The 18,457-nt window shown below is 35.6% G+C and carries 14 protein-coding genes; 13 read left to right on the top strand and 1 reads right to left on the bottom strand.

Annotation, left to right across the window (positions count from 1 at the left end):
* Positions 1-26: 26 nt before the first annotated feature.
* Entirely contained in the window at positions 27-860 is an 834-nt protein-coding gene (locus CPHY_RS12705; protein WP_012200475.1) for a helix-turn-helix transcriptional regulator, read from the bottom strand.
* A gap of 349 nt (positions 861-1,209) precedes the next feature.
* On the opposite strand from CPHY_RS12705, the gene CPHY_RS12700 reads away from it, so the two are divergent.
* The 13 genes from CPHY_RS12700 to CPHY_RS12640 all read left to right on the top strand — a co-directional run bounded on the left by CPHY_RS12700 (position 1,210) and on the right by CPHY_RS12640 (position 18,175).
* Positions 1,210-2,667 (top strand): MATE family efflux transporter, encoded by a 1,458-nt coding sequence (locus CPHY_RS12700; RefSeq protein ID WP_012200474.1) that lies wholly within the window; start codon positions 1,210-1,212, stop codon positions 2,665-2,667.
* Positions 2,668-2,792: 125 nt separating this feature from the next.
* A complete protein-coding gene (locus CPHY_RS12695) occupies positions 2,793-3,323 on the top strand; it encodes a hypothetical protein (protein ID WP_157668721.1) in 531 nt (176 codons plus the stop codon).
* A gap of 124 nt (positions 3,324-3,447) precedes the next feature.
* The gene (locus CPHY_RS12690) at positions 3,448-5,739 is read left to right on the top strand and encodes a hydratase (protein WP_012200472.1); all 2,292 of its coding nucleotides are present in this window, start codon (positions 3,448-3,450) and stop codon (positions 5,737-5,739) included.
* 288 nt (positions 5,740-6,027) lie between these two features.
* On the top strand, positions 6,028-7,581 hold the full coding sequence (gene cls, locus CPHY_RS12685; RefSeq protein ID WP_012200471.1) for a cardiolipin synthase: 1,554 nt from the start codon (positions 6,028-6,030) through the stop codon (positions 7,579-7,581).
* A 105-nt stretch (positions 7,582-7,686) separates the two neighbouring features.
* A complete protein-coding gene (folD, locus tag CPHY_RS12680; protein ID WP_012200470.1) occupies positions 7,687-8,535 on the top strand; it encodes a bifunctional methylenetetrahydrofolate dehydrogenase/methenyltetrahydrofolate cyclohydrolase FolD in 849 nt (282 codons plus the stop codon).
* 354 nt (positions 8,536-8,889) lie between these two features.
* Positions 8,890-10,212, top strand: a complete 1,323-nt coding sequence (gene rimO / locus CPHY_RS12675) for a 30S ribosomal protein S12 methylthiotransferase RimO (RefSeq protein WP_012200469.1) — start codon at positions 8,890-8,892, stop codon at positions 10,210-10,212.
* A gap of 16 nt (positions 10,213-10,228) precedes the next feature.
* A complete protein-coding gene (pgsA, locus tag CPHY_RS12670) occupies positions 10,229-10,771 on the top strand; it encodes a CDP-diacylglycerol--glycerol-3-phosphate 3-phosphatidyltransferase (protein WP_012200468.1) in 543 nt (180 codons plus the stop codon).
* Positions 10,772-11,034: 263 nt separating this feature from the next.
* The gene (locus tag CPHY_RS21290; RefSeq protein WP_012200467.1) at positions 11,035-12,201 is read left to right on the top strand and encodes a CinA family protein; all 1,167 of its coding nucleotides are present in this window, start codon (positions 11,035-11,037) and stop codon (positions 12,199-12,201) included.
* A gap of 182 nt (positions 12,202-12,383) precedes the next feature.
* Positions 12,384-12,938 carry a hypothetical protein gene (locus tag CPHY_RS12660; protein WP_012200466.1) on the top strand — a complete coding sequence of 185 codons (555 nt, stop codon included), beginning with the start codon at positions 12,384-12,386 and terminating at the stop codon, positions 12,936-12,938.
* Between the two features lie 222 nt (positions 12,939-13,160).
* The gene (locus tag CPHY_RS12655) at positions 13,161-14,501 is read left to right on the top strand and encodes a BaiN/RdsA family NAD(P)/FAD-dependent oxidoreductase (protein WP_012200465.1); all 1,341 of its coding nucleotides are present in this window, start codon (positions 13,161-13,163) and stop codon (positions 14,499-14,501) included.
* A 12-nt stretch (positions 14,502-14,513) separates the two neighbouring features.
* Entirely contained in the window at positions 14,514-15,197 is a 684-nt protein-coding gene (gene cmk, locus CPHY_RS12650; protein ID WP_012200464.1) for a (d)CMP kinase, read from the top strand.
* 141 nt (positions 15,198-15,338) lie between these two features.
* Entirely contained in the window at positions 15,339-17,270 is a 1,932-nt protein-coding gene (locus CPHY_RS12645; protein WP_012200463.1) for a bifunctional 4-hydroxy-3-methylbut-2-enyl diphosphate reductase/30S ribosomal protein S1, read from the top strand.
* Positions 17,271-17,398: 128 nt separating this feature from the next.
* A complete protein-coding gene (locus CPHY_RS12640; protein ID WP_012200462.1) occupies positions 17,399-18,175 on the top strand; it encodes a CheR family methyltransferase in 777 nt (258 codons plus the stop codon).
* Positions 18,176-18,457 lie beyond the last annotated feature (282 nt).

The raw sequence follows: 18,457 nt of genomic DNA, 5'->3' as shown, positions 1-18,457 counted from the left end.
ATAACTAAGATAGACTTTTGTATTATCTACACTATCTCTTTATTTTTACGATATTTGCATGGAGAAATCCCTTTCATACGCTTGAAGACATCGCCAAAGTAATTACTATCATTAAAACCGCTTAATAATGCGATTTCTGTGATAGGTAACTTCGTATGAAGTAAAAGTCTCGATGCTTCTCTTATTCTGATACTAATCAAATATTCTTTAAAACCAAACCCAGTCACGGCCTTGAATTTTTTGGAAAAATAAGTAGTACTCATATTACAGTAAGCTGCAGTCTCTTCTAAAGTAACAGGGGATTGATAATTACTGCATATATATTTTGCCGCTTTTTCCATGATTTGATCATCTGGGGAAGCGTCATACGGAGTAATGTCATCTTGCTTTGAGATAGAATTTAACCGTAAGATAAATAAAATGAGTTCGTACACATGACTACTTGCGAGATAGAGGGAATAGGTATCCTGGTACATCATTTCACGATGTGCCTTTGAGATTAAGTCTTCAAAATACTCGCGTCTGCTCTGAGGTATTCGTACATATGGTTGCGAAAAACACTTTAATACAGCTTCCTCACCGAATTCTTGAAACAAAGGTTGTAAAAAGGATTTGGAAAAGGTAATACAAATTCGTTCATGGGAACCACCCGAGATGTAGGTAGTCCGGTGCAGAGCCCCTTCTTCAATCAATATAAGTTCTCCCTTAGAGACATTGTATAAAGTATCATTCACAAAAAAACGTCTTGTACCTGATAAAAGATAGTACATTTCATAAAAGTTATGTAGATGAGCATCTTTCATGCTAAAATACGGATCACGTTTTATTCTTGTAATCTTTAAGTCTTGATTAGGGTCCATTTTAATACGTCCTTTCTATATCAATTTAATATGTAAATGTTAATTTTTCTAGTTAACCTAAGCAGTCTTAAATCATATAAGGAAAGTATGATAAGCGTGCTTTACTTGTATCGTAAAGTTGCATAAACATTCTAAGTGTTAAAAATGATAACGGTAGGAATTTATATTAGAAAGTCTAAATTCATATCTAATCTTTTGTTTCCATTATACTAGAATATTACGGTTATGGCAATATAACTGTAATTTAATAAATAATAAAAAGAAAATCAAGGTATCCTTAGACAAATTGTACTATCCTAGGAGAAGTGGCATCAGGAGAGAACACGATGGGTGTGAAAGGAGTTATAAAATGTCAAAGGCGGGGTTGTCAAAAAAGGACGAACGATTTCGTGAGTTCGCATTGCATGGGAGTCTATGGAAAGTAGTATTTTCGGTAGGATTTCCGCTAGCGTTATATCAAACGTTAAGCTTGGTATTTCGTTTACTAGATACGATGATGGCCTCTCATATTAGCGCAGAGTCTGTTTCAGCAGTAGCATATCTGTCTCAGATTAACAATTTATTGTCTGCAGTGGGTGGAGGACTTGCCATTGGTGGCAGTCTTGAAATTAGTAAGGCGTATGGCGCTGGTGACTTTGAGATGGTGAAAAAAAGGGTAAACAGTCTCTTAGGTCTATGCGGAATGCTTGGGCTTGTAGTTCTAACGATGGTACCATTTTCAGGGACGATTTTACGGTTCGCGAATACACCGAAAGAATTGATTGGGATTGGTAGCAGATATTTTTCGATTGAACTCGTCGCAATGGTAATTACCTATATTAATAACGTTTATATCGCTGTTGAACGTGCAAGGGGTAATACCAAGCGTATCTTGAATTTAAATATGATGATTATTGTTGTTAAACTTTCTTTGACAGCATTATTTATATATGTTTTGCATGGTGACATTCAGATGATAGCAATTGCAGATGTTGCTGCTCAGTCTGTTATGTTGGTTGCTGCTATTGTAAATCTAAATAAAAAGGGAAATGCTTTTGGCTTCTCACTAAAGAGTATCAGTTTTAAAAAACCAGTAATTGGCCCGATGCTTACGTTATCAGGACCTGTAATGGTGGAAAAGGCCGCCTTTTCCTTTGGAAAAGTTATTGTGAATTCGATGAGTGGTCAATATGGTCCGCTGGCGGTTGGAGCACTTGGCATATCGAATAATATCGGTGCGGTTACGACTGGACCACAGAATGGATTTCAGGAAAGTGGAGCTGCAATTATCAGCCAAAATCTTGGAGCGAATCAAGTAAAACGTGCATTAGACACATTTAAACGAGTTTTGGCGATTAATCTGATGATTGGTGTATTGGGATTGGTTACAACGTTAGTATTCTTAAAGCCATTCAGTTTTATCTTTGCAAGTTCATCGAGTGGTTTTGATACTGAATTTCAAAACATGATTATAGAAATGTATAAATTTGAGTGTATTGGAAGTTGTATACCTCTAGGTATCAATGCTGCGGTTATTTCGCTATTATTAGGATTCGGATATACAAAATACACGTTATTAATAAATTTCTGTCGAGTATTTGCGTTTCGTATCCCGGTACTTTATGCTTTACAGAAATTCACGAATATGGGAGCAAAAAGCTGTGGAGTGGTTATGTGTATCAGTAATATTTCGGTTACCGTATTATCCTCCATCATAGCTTTCTTTGTTATAGTGCGGATATGCAAAGAACATAACATAAAGTTCTGGGCAAAAGAGGAGCAGACACAAGGGGAAGAGTTATCGCCAATTTCCTCCTGTGAGGAGTAAAAAAGTAGTGTTTTTTATAAGTATATTTTGTGAAACTACTTGATTATTTTAACGCTTCATATTAATATAAAAAGAGCCGTTATTATATGCGGTAAGGTTTTAAAATGGAAGGAATGGATACAACGATGAAAAAAATCAAAGTAACAAAAGCAACTAGGGAAATAAATCAAGAGACCTTGAAGGAAAAAAAGAAGAATTTAATGATCTTTTGTGGGATAGTAGCAGCTGTTCTTGTTCTTTCCTTTGTTTTCATGGTAGTTGAAGCATCTCAGAAATACAAATTGCACATAGTAAATAATACAAGTAAAAACATTACACAGCTTCAATTATTATTTAGTAGTGATGAGACTAACTACTCATCTGATGTGTTCTTCAATTCTGCAATTGGTGCAGGGGAAGAAATTAATACAGAATTTCCGAAATTTCCACTTATGGGTACAAACTCCGGATTAATTTCCAAGACGTTTTTTGAGGGAGAAGAAGGTGTTCTCAATGATAACGGTGTATTCTATACCAACTTTAGTGGTAAGATTACAATTGAATTCACAGAAGATGAAGCTGGTGTTATCACAATGTCTATAAAAGCTAAAGAAGGTAAAGGAAGCTTAAGCACATTTTGTGATGAAGAACAAGTAATGGAATTTGCACAAAAGTAATGGCATTAAATGGAGGAATCATTTTTGATTCCTCTTATCTAAATATTTATGCTGTATTACGGTGAAACGATAAAGAGTAATAAAAGTGTAGACAAAGAGCAGCGTAGAAAAGAGGGCAGATAGGATGATTAAATTATTAGATCAAGGTGCATATGTAATCAATGGTCAGACTGTGATTGAAGAGAATCATGAAGCATACGAAATTCTTAAAATGAAGACTGGTAAAGATGTAACCAAGCAAGAGGCAGCAAAAAATACGATTGCTTATGATATATTGGCTGCACATAATACTTCCGATAATATGGAAAAGCTAAAAATTAAGTTTGATAAACTTACTTCACATGATATAACTTTCGTAGGAATCATTCAGACTGCACGAGCAAGCGGGCTGACACAGTTTCCGGTACCTTATGTATTGACTAACTGTCATAACAGTTTATGTGCAGTCGGAGGCACAATTAATGAAGATGATCATATGTTTGGACTTTCCTGTGCAAAAAAATATGGCGGAATGTATGTTCCACCACATCAGGCAGTCATCCATCAATTTGCCCGTGAAATGTTAGCTGGTGGCGGTAAGATGGCTCTTGGTTCAGATAGCCATACCCGTCACGGAGCTCTAGGTACGATGGCAATGGGTGAAGGTGGGCCTGAAATCGTAAAACAGTTATTAAACAAAACTTATGATATTAACATGCCTAAGGTTGTTGGTGTATATCTAACCGGAGCTCCAAGAAAGGGCGTAGGGCCTCAGGACATCGCTTTAGCTATCATCGGTGCAGTTTTTGCAAATGGTTATGTTAATAATAAAGTAATGGAATTCATCGGTGATGGAATCAAAAATTTAAGTGTGGACTATCGTATCGGTATTGATGTTATGACGACAGAAACCACCTGTCTTTCTTCTATCTGGGTAACGGATGATAAGGTGAAAGAATTTTATGAAATTCATAATCGTGCAGAGGAATACAAAGAACTTGCACCTAAGGATATCGCATACTACGATGGATTGATTTACGTTGATCTATCAGAAATCAAACCAATGATTGCAATGCCATTCCATCCAAGTAATGTCTATACCATTGACGAATTAAACGCAAATCTAGATGATATTCTTACAGAGGTTGAGAAGAAGGCACTCATCAGTCTTGATAATAATAAGGTGAAATATACCTTAAGAGATAAAGTCCGTAATGGAAGATTATATGTTGACCAAGGTGTTATTGCTGGTTGTGCAGGTGGTGGTTTTGAAAATATCTGCGATGCAGCGGATATCTTAAACGGAAAATATATTGGTGCGGATGAATTTTCCTTGAGTGTTTATCCAGCCAGCCAGCCAATTTATATGGAACTTGTGAAAAATGGTTCTGTAGCAACGTTAATGCAAACTGGTGCAACGATTCGTACTGCATTTTGCGGACCATGTTTTGGAGCTGGAGATGTTCCTGCTAACAATGGCTTCAGTATTCGTCATTCTACTAGAAACTTCCCAAATCGTGAAGGTTCTAAGATTACCAATGGTCAAGTAGCATCGGTAGCACTTATGGATGCACGTTCCATTGCAGCAACGGCTGCAAATCAAGGATATCTGACCTCAGCGGAAGATATCGATGTGAACTTTTCAAAACCTCGCTATTTCTTTGATAGCAAGATTTATGAAAACCGTGTATACGATGGTGTTGGTAAGCCGGATGAGACAGCAGAGATTAAGTTTGGACCTGGAATTGTAGATTGGCCTGCTATGGAAAGTCTTACCGATGATTTAGTTTTAAAGGTGGTTTCCGTGATACATGATCCTGTAACTACAACCGATGAATTAATTCCATCTGGTGAAACTTCCTCTTACCGTTCCAATCCTTTAGGATTAGCAGAATTTACATTATCAAGAAAAGATCCAGCTTATGTAGGTCGTGCAAAAGAAATTCAACTTGCAGAGATTGCTAGACAGACTGCTGATTCTACCGAGGATATCTACAATGCAAATTATGAGATAAAAGAAGTATTTACTAAGATCAATCAGAAATTTGAGGTAGATCCTAAGAAGACGGAAATTGGTAGTGTGATTTATGCAGTTAAACCAGGAGATGGATCCGCAAGAGAACAAGCAGCAAGCTGCCAAAAAGTACTCGGAGGTCTTGCTAATATTGCAAAAGAATATGCTACAAAGAGATATCGTAGTAATTTAATTAATTGGGGTATGCTACCATTCTTGTGGAAAGAAGAAATCCCATTTCAGAATGGTGATTACTTATTTGTTAAGGATATTAAAAAAGCAATCGAAAATAGAGAAAACGAGATTAAAGCGTATGTAGTAAATGAGGGCATGAAGGAGTTTACTCTTACCCTTGGAGAATTAACGGATGATGAACGAGATATTATCTTAAAGGGTTGCTTAATAAATTATTATAGAAACTAAAATTATATAATAAAAATCAAATAATAAAAATCAAATAATATAAATCAGAGTATAGTTCTATGTATTTGGGGACAAATCAAGAGTATACTCTGATTTTTTGTCCACAAATTACGAGTATTCTTTGACTCAAAGTGTAAAAAATGCTGTTTCTAAATAATTGATGTTTTCTGTGTCCAGATATCTTTGTATCAGTTACACTTTGTAAATTTGATTGAATGTTTCTATGGAATGCTCTATAATGTTTCGAAGTGGGGAATGCTTAATAGGGGATACGAAGGAGGCGATTGATTGAACAAAATTAAGAAAATATTATTAAGCAGAATCTTTATTGTTAGTGTATTGATATTAATACAGTCGATATGGTTCATTACTTTTATGCTTAATTTGACAAGTGAATCTTGGTGGATACAAATTGTTCTTCAAGTGATGAGTTTTATTGCTTTATTCTTAGTAATTAATCGGAATGATAATCCTGCATATAAGCTTGCATGGAGTATACCAATTCTTTTATTCCCGATTTTCGGAGGATTATTGTATGGAATGCTTGGAGGGAAAAAACCTGCAAGACGTATGCGAACACAGATTGATACTTCATGGAATAGATTTTCACAAGAAATAAAACAGGATGAAGAGGTTTTAAATACTATTGAAGGTCTTGACAAGAAAGTACGAGGACAGGTAGGATATATAGTAAATAATTCTGGCTATCCAGTTTATAAAAATACGAATGTAAAATACTACGAAAGTGGGGAAGAAAATTTCCCTGATATGTTAGAAGCTTTACGAAGTGCCAAGAAGTTTATTTTTGTAGAGTACTTTATCATTGGGGAAGGCCGAATGTGGAATGAAATCCTTGAGATATTAAAGGGAAAAGCAATGTCTGGGGTCGATGTTCGTTTGATCTATGATGACTTTGGCTGCTTAACTTTACTTCCATATAAGTACGGAGAAGAATTAGCTAAATACAATATAAAATGCGTTGTATTTAATCCTGTGAAACCTATCATTTCGGCGGTAATGAATCACCGAGATCATCGTAAGATTATGGTGATTGACGGTAATATTGGATTTACTGGTGGGCTTAATTTAGCAGATGAGTATATCAATGAAAAAGATCGTTTCGGGTATTGGAAAGATACAGGAGTACGTTTAATAGGCGATGCGGTATATGGGCTAACGGCAATGTTTCTCACTACTTGGAATGCATTTTATTCCACAAATGATACCTTAGGAAACTTTGCTCCGGAATTATCACTTTATCAAGAAATGTTAGATAAAGAAAAACAAAACGATTCCCTAGGGTTTGTACAGCCTTATGCGGACTCTCCTTTAGACGAAGAAAGCGTTGGAGAGAATGTGTACTTAAACATCATTAATATGGCGGAGAATTATGTTTATATCTGTACACCATATCTAATTATTGATAATGAAATGATGACTGCTCTATGTTTAGCAAGTAAACGAGGAGTCGATGTTCGTATCATCACACCAAATATTCCGGATAAAAAAATGGTTTTTGCTGTTACACAGTCCTATTACGTACAACTTGTAAAAGCAGGAATTAAAGTGTATCAATTCGAACCTGGCTTTTTACATGCGAAAAGTTTTGTTTGTGACGACGAAATTGCTACAGTAGGAACAATTAATATGGATTATCGTAGCTTGTATCTTCATTTTGAATGTGGAGTTTATATGTATCGTAACAATACGATTTGCGATATTAAAGAAGACTTTATTAAAACAATGAATCAAAGTATACAGATGACAGAGGATAAGATCAAAAGAAAGCTCCCAATGAGGTTATTTCAATCTATTCTAAGGTTACTTGCCCCTATGATGTAATTTTTGTGGCGGATGTTATATTTATGATGCTTTAAAGGCTTTAAGTAAAAGAAAGCTTCAATGAAAAATAACAAAATAGATTTATTTATGATAGGAGATAGCAGTATGGCAATGATTATTGATGGAAAAAGAATTTCTGGAGAAATCAAAGATGAATTAAAAGCTGAAGTTTCTGAACTAAAAAGTCAAGGAAAAGAAGTTACTTTGGCAGTGATTCAAGTTGGAACAGATCCAGCATCTACGGTATATGTCGGTAATAAAAAGAAAGCTTGTGAATATTGTGGTATTCGTTCCTTGGCTTATGAGCTTCCTTTAGAGACTACAGAGGAAGAACTATTAAACTTAATAAATGAACTTAACGATAGAGATGATGTTACAGGTATCTTAGTTCAATTACCATTACCAGACCATATTGAGGAAAATAAGGTTATTAAAACGATTGACCCAAAGAAGGATGTCGATGGTTTTCATCCAGAAAGCGTCGGAGCGCTAAGTATTGGGCAGGCGGGGTATCTATCCTGTACTCCTGCTGGAATCGTACAGTTATTAAAACGCTCTGGAATCGAAATTGAAGGGAAAGAGTGCGTTGTTCTTGGAAGAAGTAATATTGTTGGTAAGCCGATGGCACTTCTTTTACTTCGTGAAAATGGGACTGTAACAATTTGCCACTCTAAAACTAAGAATCTATCCGAGATTACCAAAAGAGCAGATATCTTAGTGGTTGCAATTGGAAAACCTAGATTTCTTACAAAAGAATATGTAAAAGATGGGGCAGTGGTGATTGATGTAGGAATGCATCGCGATGAAAACAATAAGTTATGTGGAGATGTAGACTACGACGATGTTGTTGATAAAGTAAGTGCAATTACGCCAGTTCCAGGAGGGGTTGGCCCAATGACAATTGCTATGCTTATGAACAACTGTGTTTATGGAGCGAAAAAGTTCCAAATCTAAAGAAACTATAAAAATACAAAAATATTTCATTTACTATTTGAATTTCCATTAAAAACTGTTACAATAATTTGTAATGGAGAAAACATATGTATATGAAAATTAATAATTGGGGAATTGAAATGGAGAAATTCTAAGATAACCTATATTTTAGGAATCAAAAGAAAAGATACACTGAGATTACCAATATTTTAGGAATCAAATGGAAAGATTCCCTGAGATTACTTATTGTTAGGAATCGAAAGGGAAGACACACCAAGATTACCTAAATTTTGTATGCAAGGAAACGTTATGCATAATGGTAGAAAAATATGGTAACGATTCTAATATCCGAATAGACTAGAAAGGTTTTATATAATGAAAATATTTTTTATCTCACTTGGTTGTGACAAGAATTTAGTTGACAGCGAGGTAATGCTAGGATTAATTAGAGACCGTGGCTTTGAACTAACGAACGATGAAAGCGAAGCAGATATTATTGTAGTAAATACATGCTGCTTTATCCATGATGCGAAAGAAGAAAGTATTAACACCATTCTTGAAATGGCAGAATATAAGAAAAGTGGCAGCTTAAAAGGACTTATTGTCACTGGCTGTCTTGCTCAGCGTTATAAAGAGGATATTTTAGCAGAAATTCCTGAGGTTGACGCATTGCTTGGAACTACCAGCTATGATGCTATTACTGAGGTGATTGATAAGGTATTAGGAGGAGAAAGAACAGAGTCTTTCAAAGATGTCGATTACTTATCGGAGGTTAAGACAAACCGCGTTAATACAACCGGTGGGTATTATTCTTTCTTAAAAATTGCAGAAGGGTGCGATAAGCACTGTACGTACTGTATCATTCCTAAAATTCGTGGAGATTATCGTAGTGTTCCAATGGAACGTTTGGTTGAAGAAGCGAAGTTTCTTTCGGAAGGTGGAGTAAAGGAATTAATCCTAATTGCGCAAGAAACTACCGTATATGGTGTAGATTTATATGGAAAGAAAATGCTCCCTGAACTATTACGTAAGCTTTGTGCAATTGATGGTATTGAATGGATAAGAATTCAATATTGTTACCCAGAAGAGATTAATGACGAGTTGATTGATGTACTCAAGTCAGAAACGAAAATCTGTCACTATCTTGATATCCCAATTCAACATGCTTCCGATGATATACTAAAACGCATGGGACGTAGAACAAATAATGAGGAATTAGTAACACTGATTACGAAACTTCGTAAAGAAATACCAGATATCGCACTTAGAACTTCTTTGATCACAGGTTTCCCTGGAGAAACGGAGGAAGACCATGAGATATTAAAAGAATTTGTTCGCAAGATGAGATTTGAACGTTTAGGAGTATTTACTTATTCAAAAGAAGAGGATACACCAGCAGCGAAGATGAAAGATCAGATTACGAAAAAAGTAAAAGTAGCACGTCAAAAAGAACTGATGGAAATTCAACAAGGGATTGCTTTTGAAAGAGCGGAATCAATGGTTGGACGTAAATTAAAGGTTATGATCGAAGGAAAACTTGTAGAAGATGGAATTTTCATTGGAAGAACCTATATGGACGCTCCGAATATTGATGGATATATATTTGTACACACCAAGGATGAACTTATGTCCGGTGAGTTTGTGGAGGTTACGGTAACTGAAGCAAAAGAATATGATTTAATAGGAACAGCCGAGTAGGCTTAAGGAGGAAATTATGAATCTGCCAAATAAGATTACAATATTTAGGGTCATTATGATACCAGTATTTTTAATACTGATGTTAAGCCCAGGAATACCATATGGTAAATATTTTGCCTTAGCCGTATTTATAATTGCATGTACCACTGATTTTATAGATGGTTATCTGGCTAGAAAATATAATCTTGTAACAAACTTTGGTAAATTTATGGATCCTTTGGCGGATAAACTCTTAGTCTCCTCCGCATTAATTTGTTTTGTGCAATTCCAGACAGTACCTGCTTGGGTAGTTATCGTTATTATTGCGAGAGAGTTTATTATCAGTGGTTTTCGTTTGGTAGCTTCCGATAATGGGCTGGTTATTGCGGCAAGTTATTGGGGTAAATTTAAAACAGCTGCACAGATGATTATGTGTATCTTGTTTATCTTAGATTCGAATTTACCGCTGTTTAATATATTAGAGCAGATATTCTTATGGTTAGCATTTGGCTTAACTGTAATATCCCTATTAGATTACCTCTACAAGAATCGCTACATTTTATTAGATGGAACAAAATAAGTTAATTTGATTAATTCGATGGTTAATCTGTTATACATTTAAGGATTAAACTAATATTAATTTGATGATCAATATGACATTAATTCAATGATTAATCTACAATTATTTAATGTTTAATCTGCAATTCATTTAATAACTAATTTTTATAATAAAAAAGTATGGCCGACTTATAAATTAAGAAGTCAGGCCATCTTTTTATATAAAATGTGTTTTTAAGGTAATATAATTAGAATAAAAAAAGTCTATTATTCAAGGAGGTTTCGATGGAGTATCACATCATTCATAAAGTAAGTTCAACGTTTTATGATTTATCAATTTCGAAAAAATTAATTCAATTGATAAGACAACTGCAGATACAAGGTTTCATTCTTTCTGAATATGATACTGTTTTTGATGCAGAGGAATGTGAAGAAAAATTAAATAAATCCTATCCTTTTGTTATATTCAGTGGATTCAAAGAAGAGGAAATAAGTAAACTTGAGAGTTTTCTTAAGAATGGTCGTTCTGACGCTAGATTAGAGCAGAAAACATTTGGAGAAAAGATAGAAGTATTCGGTAACATTTATTACTTAATATCTAATATAGATAGCGCTACTTTAGAGCTACCTCAAGATATGGAAAATATTAACTTAAATCCTTCTTACGGTATTCTTTCTTCTCTAGTGGTTAAACTATGTGGTATCAGGAAGTCTAATTTAACGATTGAGTTAGAGAAACTTAAACACAAGGATCCATCTCTTATAATTGCAACAGACTGCTTGGAAATCAAAGAAGTACCAAAAGTATGCGAGGGTACGTTAAGGGAAGAACAGTTTGGGGAAGTGTTAGATGCCACGCTTTATTTTCATAAAAATTTTAACGCTGAGAAAGAAAGTGAGCTGTGGAAAGACTCCTTACAGAAGGAGTTAATAACGTGTTTTGGAACTAGCATCTACTCATTTTCCACGCAAGAATCACTTGAAAGTCTATTAATCAAGAAGATGAGCAAAAAGGGGTTAACCTTAACAGCAGCAGAGTCATGCACAGGTGGGCTATTTATTGCTAATATGATTAATGTTTCAGGTGCATCGAGCGTTATTGACCGGAGTTTTGTAACTTATGCAAATGAAGCGAAGGAACAGTGCCTTTGTGTTTCTCATGATACTCTTGTGGCAAATGGTGCTGTAAGTATGGAAACAGCAGGAGAAATGGCAAGAGGTGCTGCTAAAGCCGCAGATGCTTCCGTTGCTGTCGCAATCACAGGAATTGCAGGACCACTGGGAGGAACACCTAAGAAACCAGTTGGCACAGTATATCTTTCCTGTTATTATAAAGAGAAGACTCACATTATATTATTATCAGGAATTGGGTCTAGGGATGAAATAAGGAGTCAAACAGTGCAGATGGCTAAGATATTACTACTTAAAATTTTATTAGAAGACGAATTTTAGTTATCAAAAACACAGGAAAGATGAAATAAATACAAAAATAAATGTGCTTTTCTTTTCTTTTTGTGATTTTACCATAGAAATGACATAGTTAGCCGTTATTCTGTAAGGGAAGATAAGTATAATTACCGGATTCTATAAAGTTAGAAAAGTAATTCCCTGCTGTGAATAAGGAGACGTGTGATATGAAAAACAAGAAATTGGTTGGATTAGTCTCAGTTGTATTTCTTTGCATGGTTTTCGTTTGGGGTTGCAGTGCACCTAAGAATGTGAAGCAAGATCAGGAACCTATACATACCACGGTTCCAACTATTACCCAGATAACAAATACGCCAGAGATACAGATTAACGAAAAAGAACTTTCTATATATTCTATCAGTGCAGAAACCGCTGAGAAAATATCCGTAATAGCAATGGTACCACCGGATACGGAGATAACACCGGAACTAATCGTAGACAAGGTAGTTGAGTCAATGGAAGATGAATCATTCACAATAGGAATCGATTCGGTTACTACGAAGGATGATATGGTCATTGTAAGTTTTACAGGAGATCAGCCACCAGTAAAGAATGTAGGTAGTTCTATTGAGGCTGAAATCTTAGATGCGATTGCACAAAGTTTATTGGATAATTTATCAGACACCTATCATAAGGTGATATTTCGTGTGATGGATGGTCCGTATGCGTCTGGACATTTTGAATTTGATATCAATCAAGTATATATGGAAACAAAGCAGTAAGGAAGAGGAGACTAAGCAAGACATAACGAGTATCGTACGATTTCGGTTGTTTTGTTGAGTCTCTTTTTCGTAAGAAAATACTTAAAAGATTACAAAGGAAAAGATAGATTACAATAAAGTAACCATTAGATTGAAAAAATAAAGTTTTTTACAGTAAATTGCTTTGTAATTTACATGTAAATATTGTACCTGCGACTCAAAGTTTGCAGGTCATGGAAAGGCTTGGTTAATGTGGAAGATAGAATCCTAGTTGTTGGCGGTGGTGCTGCTGGTATGATAGCTGCTATCATGGCTGCAAGAAAAAAGAAAAAAGTTGAGTTATATGAGAAGAATGAAAAGTTAGGGAAAAAGATTTATATTACTGGCAAAGGAAGATGTAATATAACCAATGCTTCTGACTTAGAGAATATATTTGCAAATATTGTTACGAACTCAAAATTCATGTATAGTTCGTTATATTCCTTTACGAACGAGGATACGATAAAGTTCTTTGAAGAGCTGGGATTAAAAACGAAGGTGGAACGTGGGAATAGAGTATTTCCTGTTTCGGATCATTCCTCTGACGTTATTTCAACTCTTGAGAGGGAGATGAGAAATCTAGGAGTTAAAATTCACCTCAATACTGAGGTTACTTGCTTGCATGAGAATGCAGGTAGAGTAACTGGTATTGCCTTAGCAAATGGAAGTTTTGTAGAGGGCAGTGCTGTCATTGTTGCTACTGGGGGGTTATCCTATCCATCGACTGGTTCTACAGGAGACGGATATCGCTTTGCGAAGGAATTTGGGCATGAAATTACCCCAAGATATCCATCTCTTGTTTCTATACATTTGCAAGAAGAGTATGCAAAAGAGTTGCAGGGGTTATCACTTAAGAATATTGAAGTAACCGTGACTGCTGGGGAAGCAAAAGTTTCTGAGACAAAAGTTTCTGTTCCAGAAACTTCAGAACAAGAACAGGAGAAAAAAGGAAAGAAGAAAAAGAAGATTCCAGAAGGAAAAGAACTTTATCGCGCATTTGGTGAGATGTTATTTACCCATTTTGGTGTCAGCGGTCCCGTAATTTTAAGTGGTACAAGCATTTTACTTCCCTATCTAAATGAATGTGAATTGATTTTTCATCTAGATTTAAAACCTGCGCTGTCTTATGAACAATTAGATGCAAGAATTCTCAGGGATTTTGAGGAATATAAAAATAAACAATTTAAAAATTCCTTAGAACATCTATTGCCACAAAAATTAATAGGCATTATAATAACACTTAGTGAAATAGCACCGGACAAACAGGTGAATGCCATTACCAAGGAAGAGCGTGCTAGGCTAGTTGACTGTTTAAAGAATATGACCTTTCATATTGCTCGCTTTGGTGGATATAATGAAGCCGTTGTTACAAAAGGCGGAATTAAAGTGAAAGAAATCGATCCTACCACAATGGAATCCAAGCGAATCAATGGTGTTTATTTTGTTGGCGAGGTCCTAGATTTGGATGCGTTAACTGGCGGCTATAATTTACAGATTGCATGGTCTACTGGCGTAGCGGCCGGAAGAGCAGTTGCAGAAAATTAGGAGGAAGGTTAGTTGGAAATAAGTAAAAAATACTTAAGCATTGCTATCGATGGACCTGCTGGCGCTGGGAAAAGCACAATAGCTAGGCAAATTGCAAAGAAGCTAGGGTACATTTATATTGATACAGGCGCGATGTATCGTGCTATGGGGCTATATTTCGTTCGTGAAAATATTTCTTTAGAAGAGGAAGATGCTGTAATCAAAGCATGTGAACAAGTCGATATTTCTATTATATTTGAGCAAGGAGAACAGCAGGTTTTATTAAACGGAGAAAATGTAAATGGATTGATTCGATCCGTAGAAGCAGGAACTATGGCATCCGCTTGCTCTGTAAAAAAGCAGGTTCGTGAGAAATTAGTTGAATTACAGCAGAGACTTGCTGCTAAAGAAAATGTAGTTATGGATGGTAGAGATATAGGAACTCATGTGTTACCGAATGCGGATTTAAAAGTTTATTTGACCGCAAGTACTGAAGTACGTGCAAAACGTAGATATGAGGAATTAATTAGAAAGGGCGAGTCTGTTTCATTAGAAGAAATTGAAAAGAGTATCATGGATCGTGATTATCAAGATATGCATCGAGACATCTCACCACTTAGTCAAGCAAAGGATGCAGTTTTAGTGGATAGTTCTGCTATGACAATTACAGAGGTGGCTGATCACATCCTTTTTCTATTTTCTCAGATAATAGCGTGAAAGAACAAGTTCTTTCACACAGAAGTTGTGCATGCGTAATCCTCGGCACAAACTTCCAGCCTACTGAGTGCATGTTTTAAGTGTGAAATACACAGCATACTGAGTAGGTTTTTAAGATAGAAACAGACTAAGGTAGAAGTTTTGAAGATAACACTTGCAAAAACAGCAGGCTTTTGCTTTGGTGTAAAAAGAGCAGTAGATAAGGTATACGAAGAGATATCAAATGGGAAAGAAGTCTATACTTATGGACCAATTATTCATAATGATGAGGTTGTTAAGGATTTAGAAGATAAAGGAGTTAAAGTCATTCATTCCTTGGATGAATTGAAAAAACTTGACAGGGGAACAATAGTGATAAGATCTCATGGTGTACCGAAGAGTGTACTAGATCAAATCAAGGAAATAGAGGAAACAGAAGGGAAAAATTTTGATTTAGTAGATGCAACTTGCCCTTATGTACTGAAGATTCATCGAATTGTGAAAGAACAAAGCGAACTCGGACGTCAGTTGATTGTGATAGGAGATAAAGAACATCCGGAAGTTTCCGGAATTATTGGTTGGTGTAAAAATCCCGTTATTGTAGTTGGGAATGCCGAAGAAGCCGAAAAAATTCAGTTATCTTCTGAACAAAAGGTATGTATTGTAGCCCAAACGACATTTAATTACAAGAATTTTCAAGAATTAGTTGAAATTATTTCAAAAAAGGGTTATGATATACTTGTTTTAAATACGATATGCAACGCGACTGAAGAACGTCAGACAGAAGCAGCGATGCTATCAAAGACTTCTGAAGCGATGATTGTAATCGGAGGAAAGCATAGTTCGAATACGAGAAAGCTTTATGAAATTTCTAAAAAGGAATGTGCAAATACTTACTATATACAGAAACTTATTGACCTGGATTTAAATCAACTTAAATCTTTTCGTAGCGTAGGTATTACTGCAGGGGCTTCCACCCCAAATAATATTATCAAGGAGGTTCATACTAGAATGGCAGAAATGAGTTTTGAACAATTATTGGAGGAGTCATTAGTAACAATACACAACGGAGAGGTAGTCGATGGTACAGTTATTCGTGTAAAAGAAGACGAGATTGTCTTAAATATAGGATACAAAGCAGATGGTATTCTTACAAGAAATGAGTATACCAATCAGCCAAACGTTGACCTAAGAACCGTTGCAAATGAAGGCGACACAATGACCGTTAAAGTATTAAAAGTAAATGATGGTGAAGGTCAGGTTCTTCTTACTTACAAGAGACTTGCAGCAGAAAAAGGTAGCAAGAGATTAGAAGAGGCATTCAACAACAAAGAAGTATTAAAAGCAAAAGTAGCTGCTGTATTAGATGGTGGCTTAAGTGTAATCGTAGATGAAGCAAGAATATTCATCCCAGCATCTTTAGCAAGTGACACTTATGAGAAGAATCTTGATAAATTCAAGGATCAGGAAATTGAATTCGTAATCAGTGAGTTCAATCCTAAGAGAAGAAGAATCATTGGTGATCGTAAGCAATTATTAGTTGCTAAGAAGCAGGAATTATCCAAAGCTTTATTTGCAAAGATTAAAGTAGGCGATGTAGTAGAAGGTACAGTAAAGAACGTAACAGATTTCGGTGCATTCATCGATTTAGGCGGCGCTGACGGTTTACTTCACATCTCCGAGATGTCTTGGGGACGTATTGAAAGTCCTAAGAAGGTATTTAAGGTTGGCGATACTGTAAAGGCATTCATCAAAGATATCCAGGGTGAAAAAATTGCCCTAAGCCTTAAGTTCCCAGAGCAGAATCCATGGGCAAATGCAAGCGAGAAATACGCTGTTGGTAACGTAGTAACTGGTAGAGTTGCTCGTATGACAGAGTTTGGTGCATTTGTTGAATTAGAGCCAGGCGTAGATGCATTACTTCATGTATCTCAGATTAGCAAAGAACACATTGAAAAACCAGCAGATGCTTTAAAGATTGGTCAGGAAGTTACAGCTAAGGTTGTAGATTTTAATAATGATGAAAAGAAAATCAGCTTAAGCATCAAGGCATTAGAAGCTCCAGCTGCTGAAGAAGCAACTACAGAAGAGTAATAGGATATGGATTAAATAAATTTCTTTAGAATCTAATTTCTAAAGAAATTTGTTTTATTCCGGAATTTGTGCTGGCGTGCAAAATTCCTCCTATATAAGTCACAAAACGTGACAGAATGAGAGGAAAAATGACGGATAGTTATGAAGTCTTTAAAAAAAATATTTTTGAATTGACAAAGATTGATTTGAATTCATACAAAGAGCGTCAGATGAAGAGACGGATTGACTCTTTAATAACAAAACATAAGTATACCACTTATGCAGAGTATGTCAGTGTGCTAAAGCAAAACAAGGTAATGTTTGATGAATTTGTCACGTACCTTACCATAAATGTCTCGGAATTCTACCGTAATCCGGAACAGTGGCAATTGCTGGAGAAGGAAATTCTTCCTTCTCTATTGCAAAAGTCTCCGAATATAAAAATATGGAGTGCAGCATGTTCCACCGGTGATGAACCGTATTCCCTAGTTATGTTATTATCAAAGTTTATGCCATTATCAAAAATTAAGATAATAGCGACTGACATTGATAAGCAGGTACTAGATAAGGCAAGAATGGGCCTGTACAACATTAAAAGTCTAAAAGGGTTACCACAGGAGTTTGTATCAAAGTATTTTACTGCTGTGAATGCCAGTACATATCAGATTGCTGATAGTGTAAAAGCGTGCGTTGAGTTTCGCCAACACAATCTGCTTAAGGATCCGTATCCAAGTGGAATGGATTTAATCGTTTGTAGAAATGTTTTAATCTACTTTACAGAAGAAGCAAAAGATGTGATTTATCAAAAATTCAATGAAGCATTAAAACCAAATGGGATATTATTTGTTGGAAGTACAGAGCAAATCATTCAGCCACAGAACTTGGGGTATAGCACTCTAAAGTCCTTTTTCTATTCGAAAAACTAAGCTAGATTAGCTCTTTGAATGCAAGCTTGAAAACGTGTTAAAAATAAAATAAAAAGTCATCAGCTGTTATTCGGTAATTCATTACGGAATAACAGCTTTTATACTCTCTGAGGGATGTGCACTCACCCAAGGGGATTCTGCAAGGCGAAGTGTATTCGTCTAGACAAATTGCTTCGATTTAATGCAAGAAATAAGGATTTTCGGGGTAGCGAAGTCACTTTGTTTATCTATATTTTGTATAAAAAATAGTGGTTGATTTTTTATATGCAATCGGTTATATTG

Source organism: Lachnoclostridium phytofermentans ISDg (genome assembly GCF_000018685.1).
In the GTDB taxonomy this organism is placed as follows: domain Bacteria; phylum Bacillota; class Clostridia; order Lachnospirales; family Lachnospiraceae; genus Lachnoclostridium; species Lachnoclostridium phytofermentans.
This window is presented reverse-complemented; position numbering and strand designations above follow the sequence as displayed.

What these genes read in the sequence shown, in the direction of transcription:
- CPHY_RS12705 (WP_012200475.1), bottom strand. Translation starts at nt 860, where the DNA reads ATGGACCCTAATCAAGACTTAAAGATTACAAGAATAAAACGTGATCCG.
- CPHY_RS12700 (WP_012200474.1), top strand. Translation starts at nt 1,210, where the DNA reads ATGTCAAAGGCGGGGTTGTCAAAAAAGGACGAACGATTTCGTGAGTTC.
- CPHY_RS12695 (WP_157668721.1), top strand. Translation starts at nt 2,793, where the DNA reads ATGAAAAAAATCAAAGTAACAAAAGCAACTAGGGAAATAAATCAAGAG.
- CPHY_RS12690 (WP_012200472.1), top strand. Translation starts at nt 3,448, where the DNA reads ATGATTAAATTATTAGATCAAGGTGCATATGTAATCAATGGTCAGACT.
- folD (WP_012200470.1), top strand. Translation starts at nt 7,687, where the DNA reads ATGGCAATGATTATTGATGGAAAAAGAATTTCTGGAGAAATCAAAGAT.
- rimO (WP_012200469.1), top strand. Translation starts at nt 8,890, where the DNA reads ATGAAAATATTTTTTATCTCACTTGGTTGTGACAAGAATTTAGTTGAC.
- pgsA (WP_012200468.1), top strand. Translation starts at nt 10,229, where the DNA reads ATGAATCTGCCAAATAAGATTACAATATTTAGGGTCATTATGATACCA.
- CPHY_RS21290 (WP_012200467.1), top strand. Translation starts at nt 11,035, where the DNA reads ATGGAGTATCACATCATTCATAAAGTAAGTTCAACGTTTTATGATTTA.
- CPHY_RS12660 (WP_012200466.1), top strand. Translation starts at nt 12,384, where the DNA reads ATGAAAAACAAGAAATTGGTTGGATTAGTCTCAGTTGTATTTCTTTGC.
- CPHY_RS12640 (WP_012200462.1), top strand. Translation starts at nt 17,399, where the DNA reads ATGACGGATAGTTATGAAGTCTTTAAAAAAAATATTTTTGAATTGACA.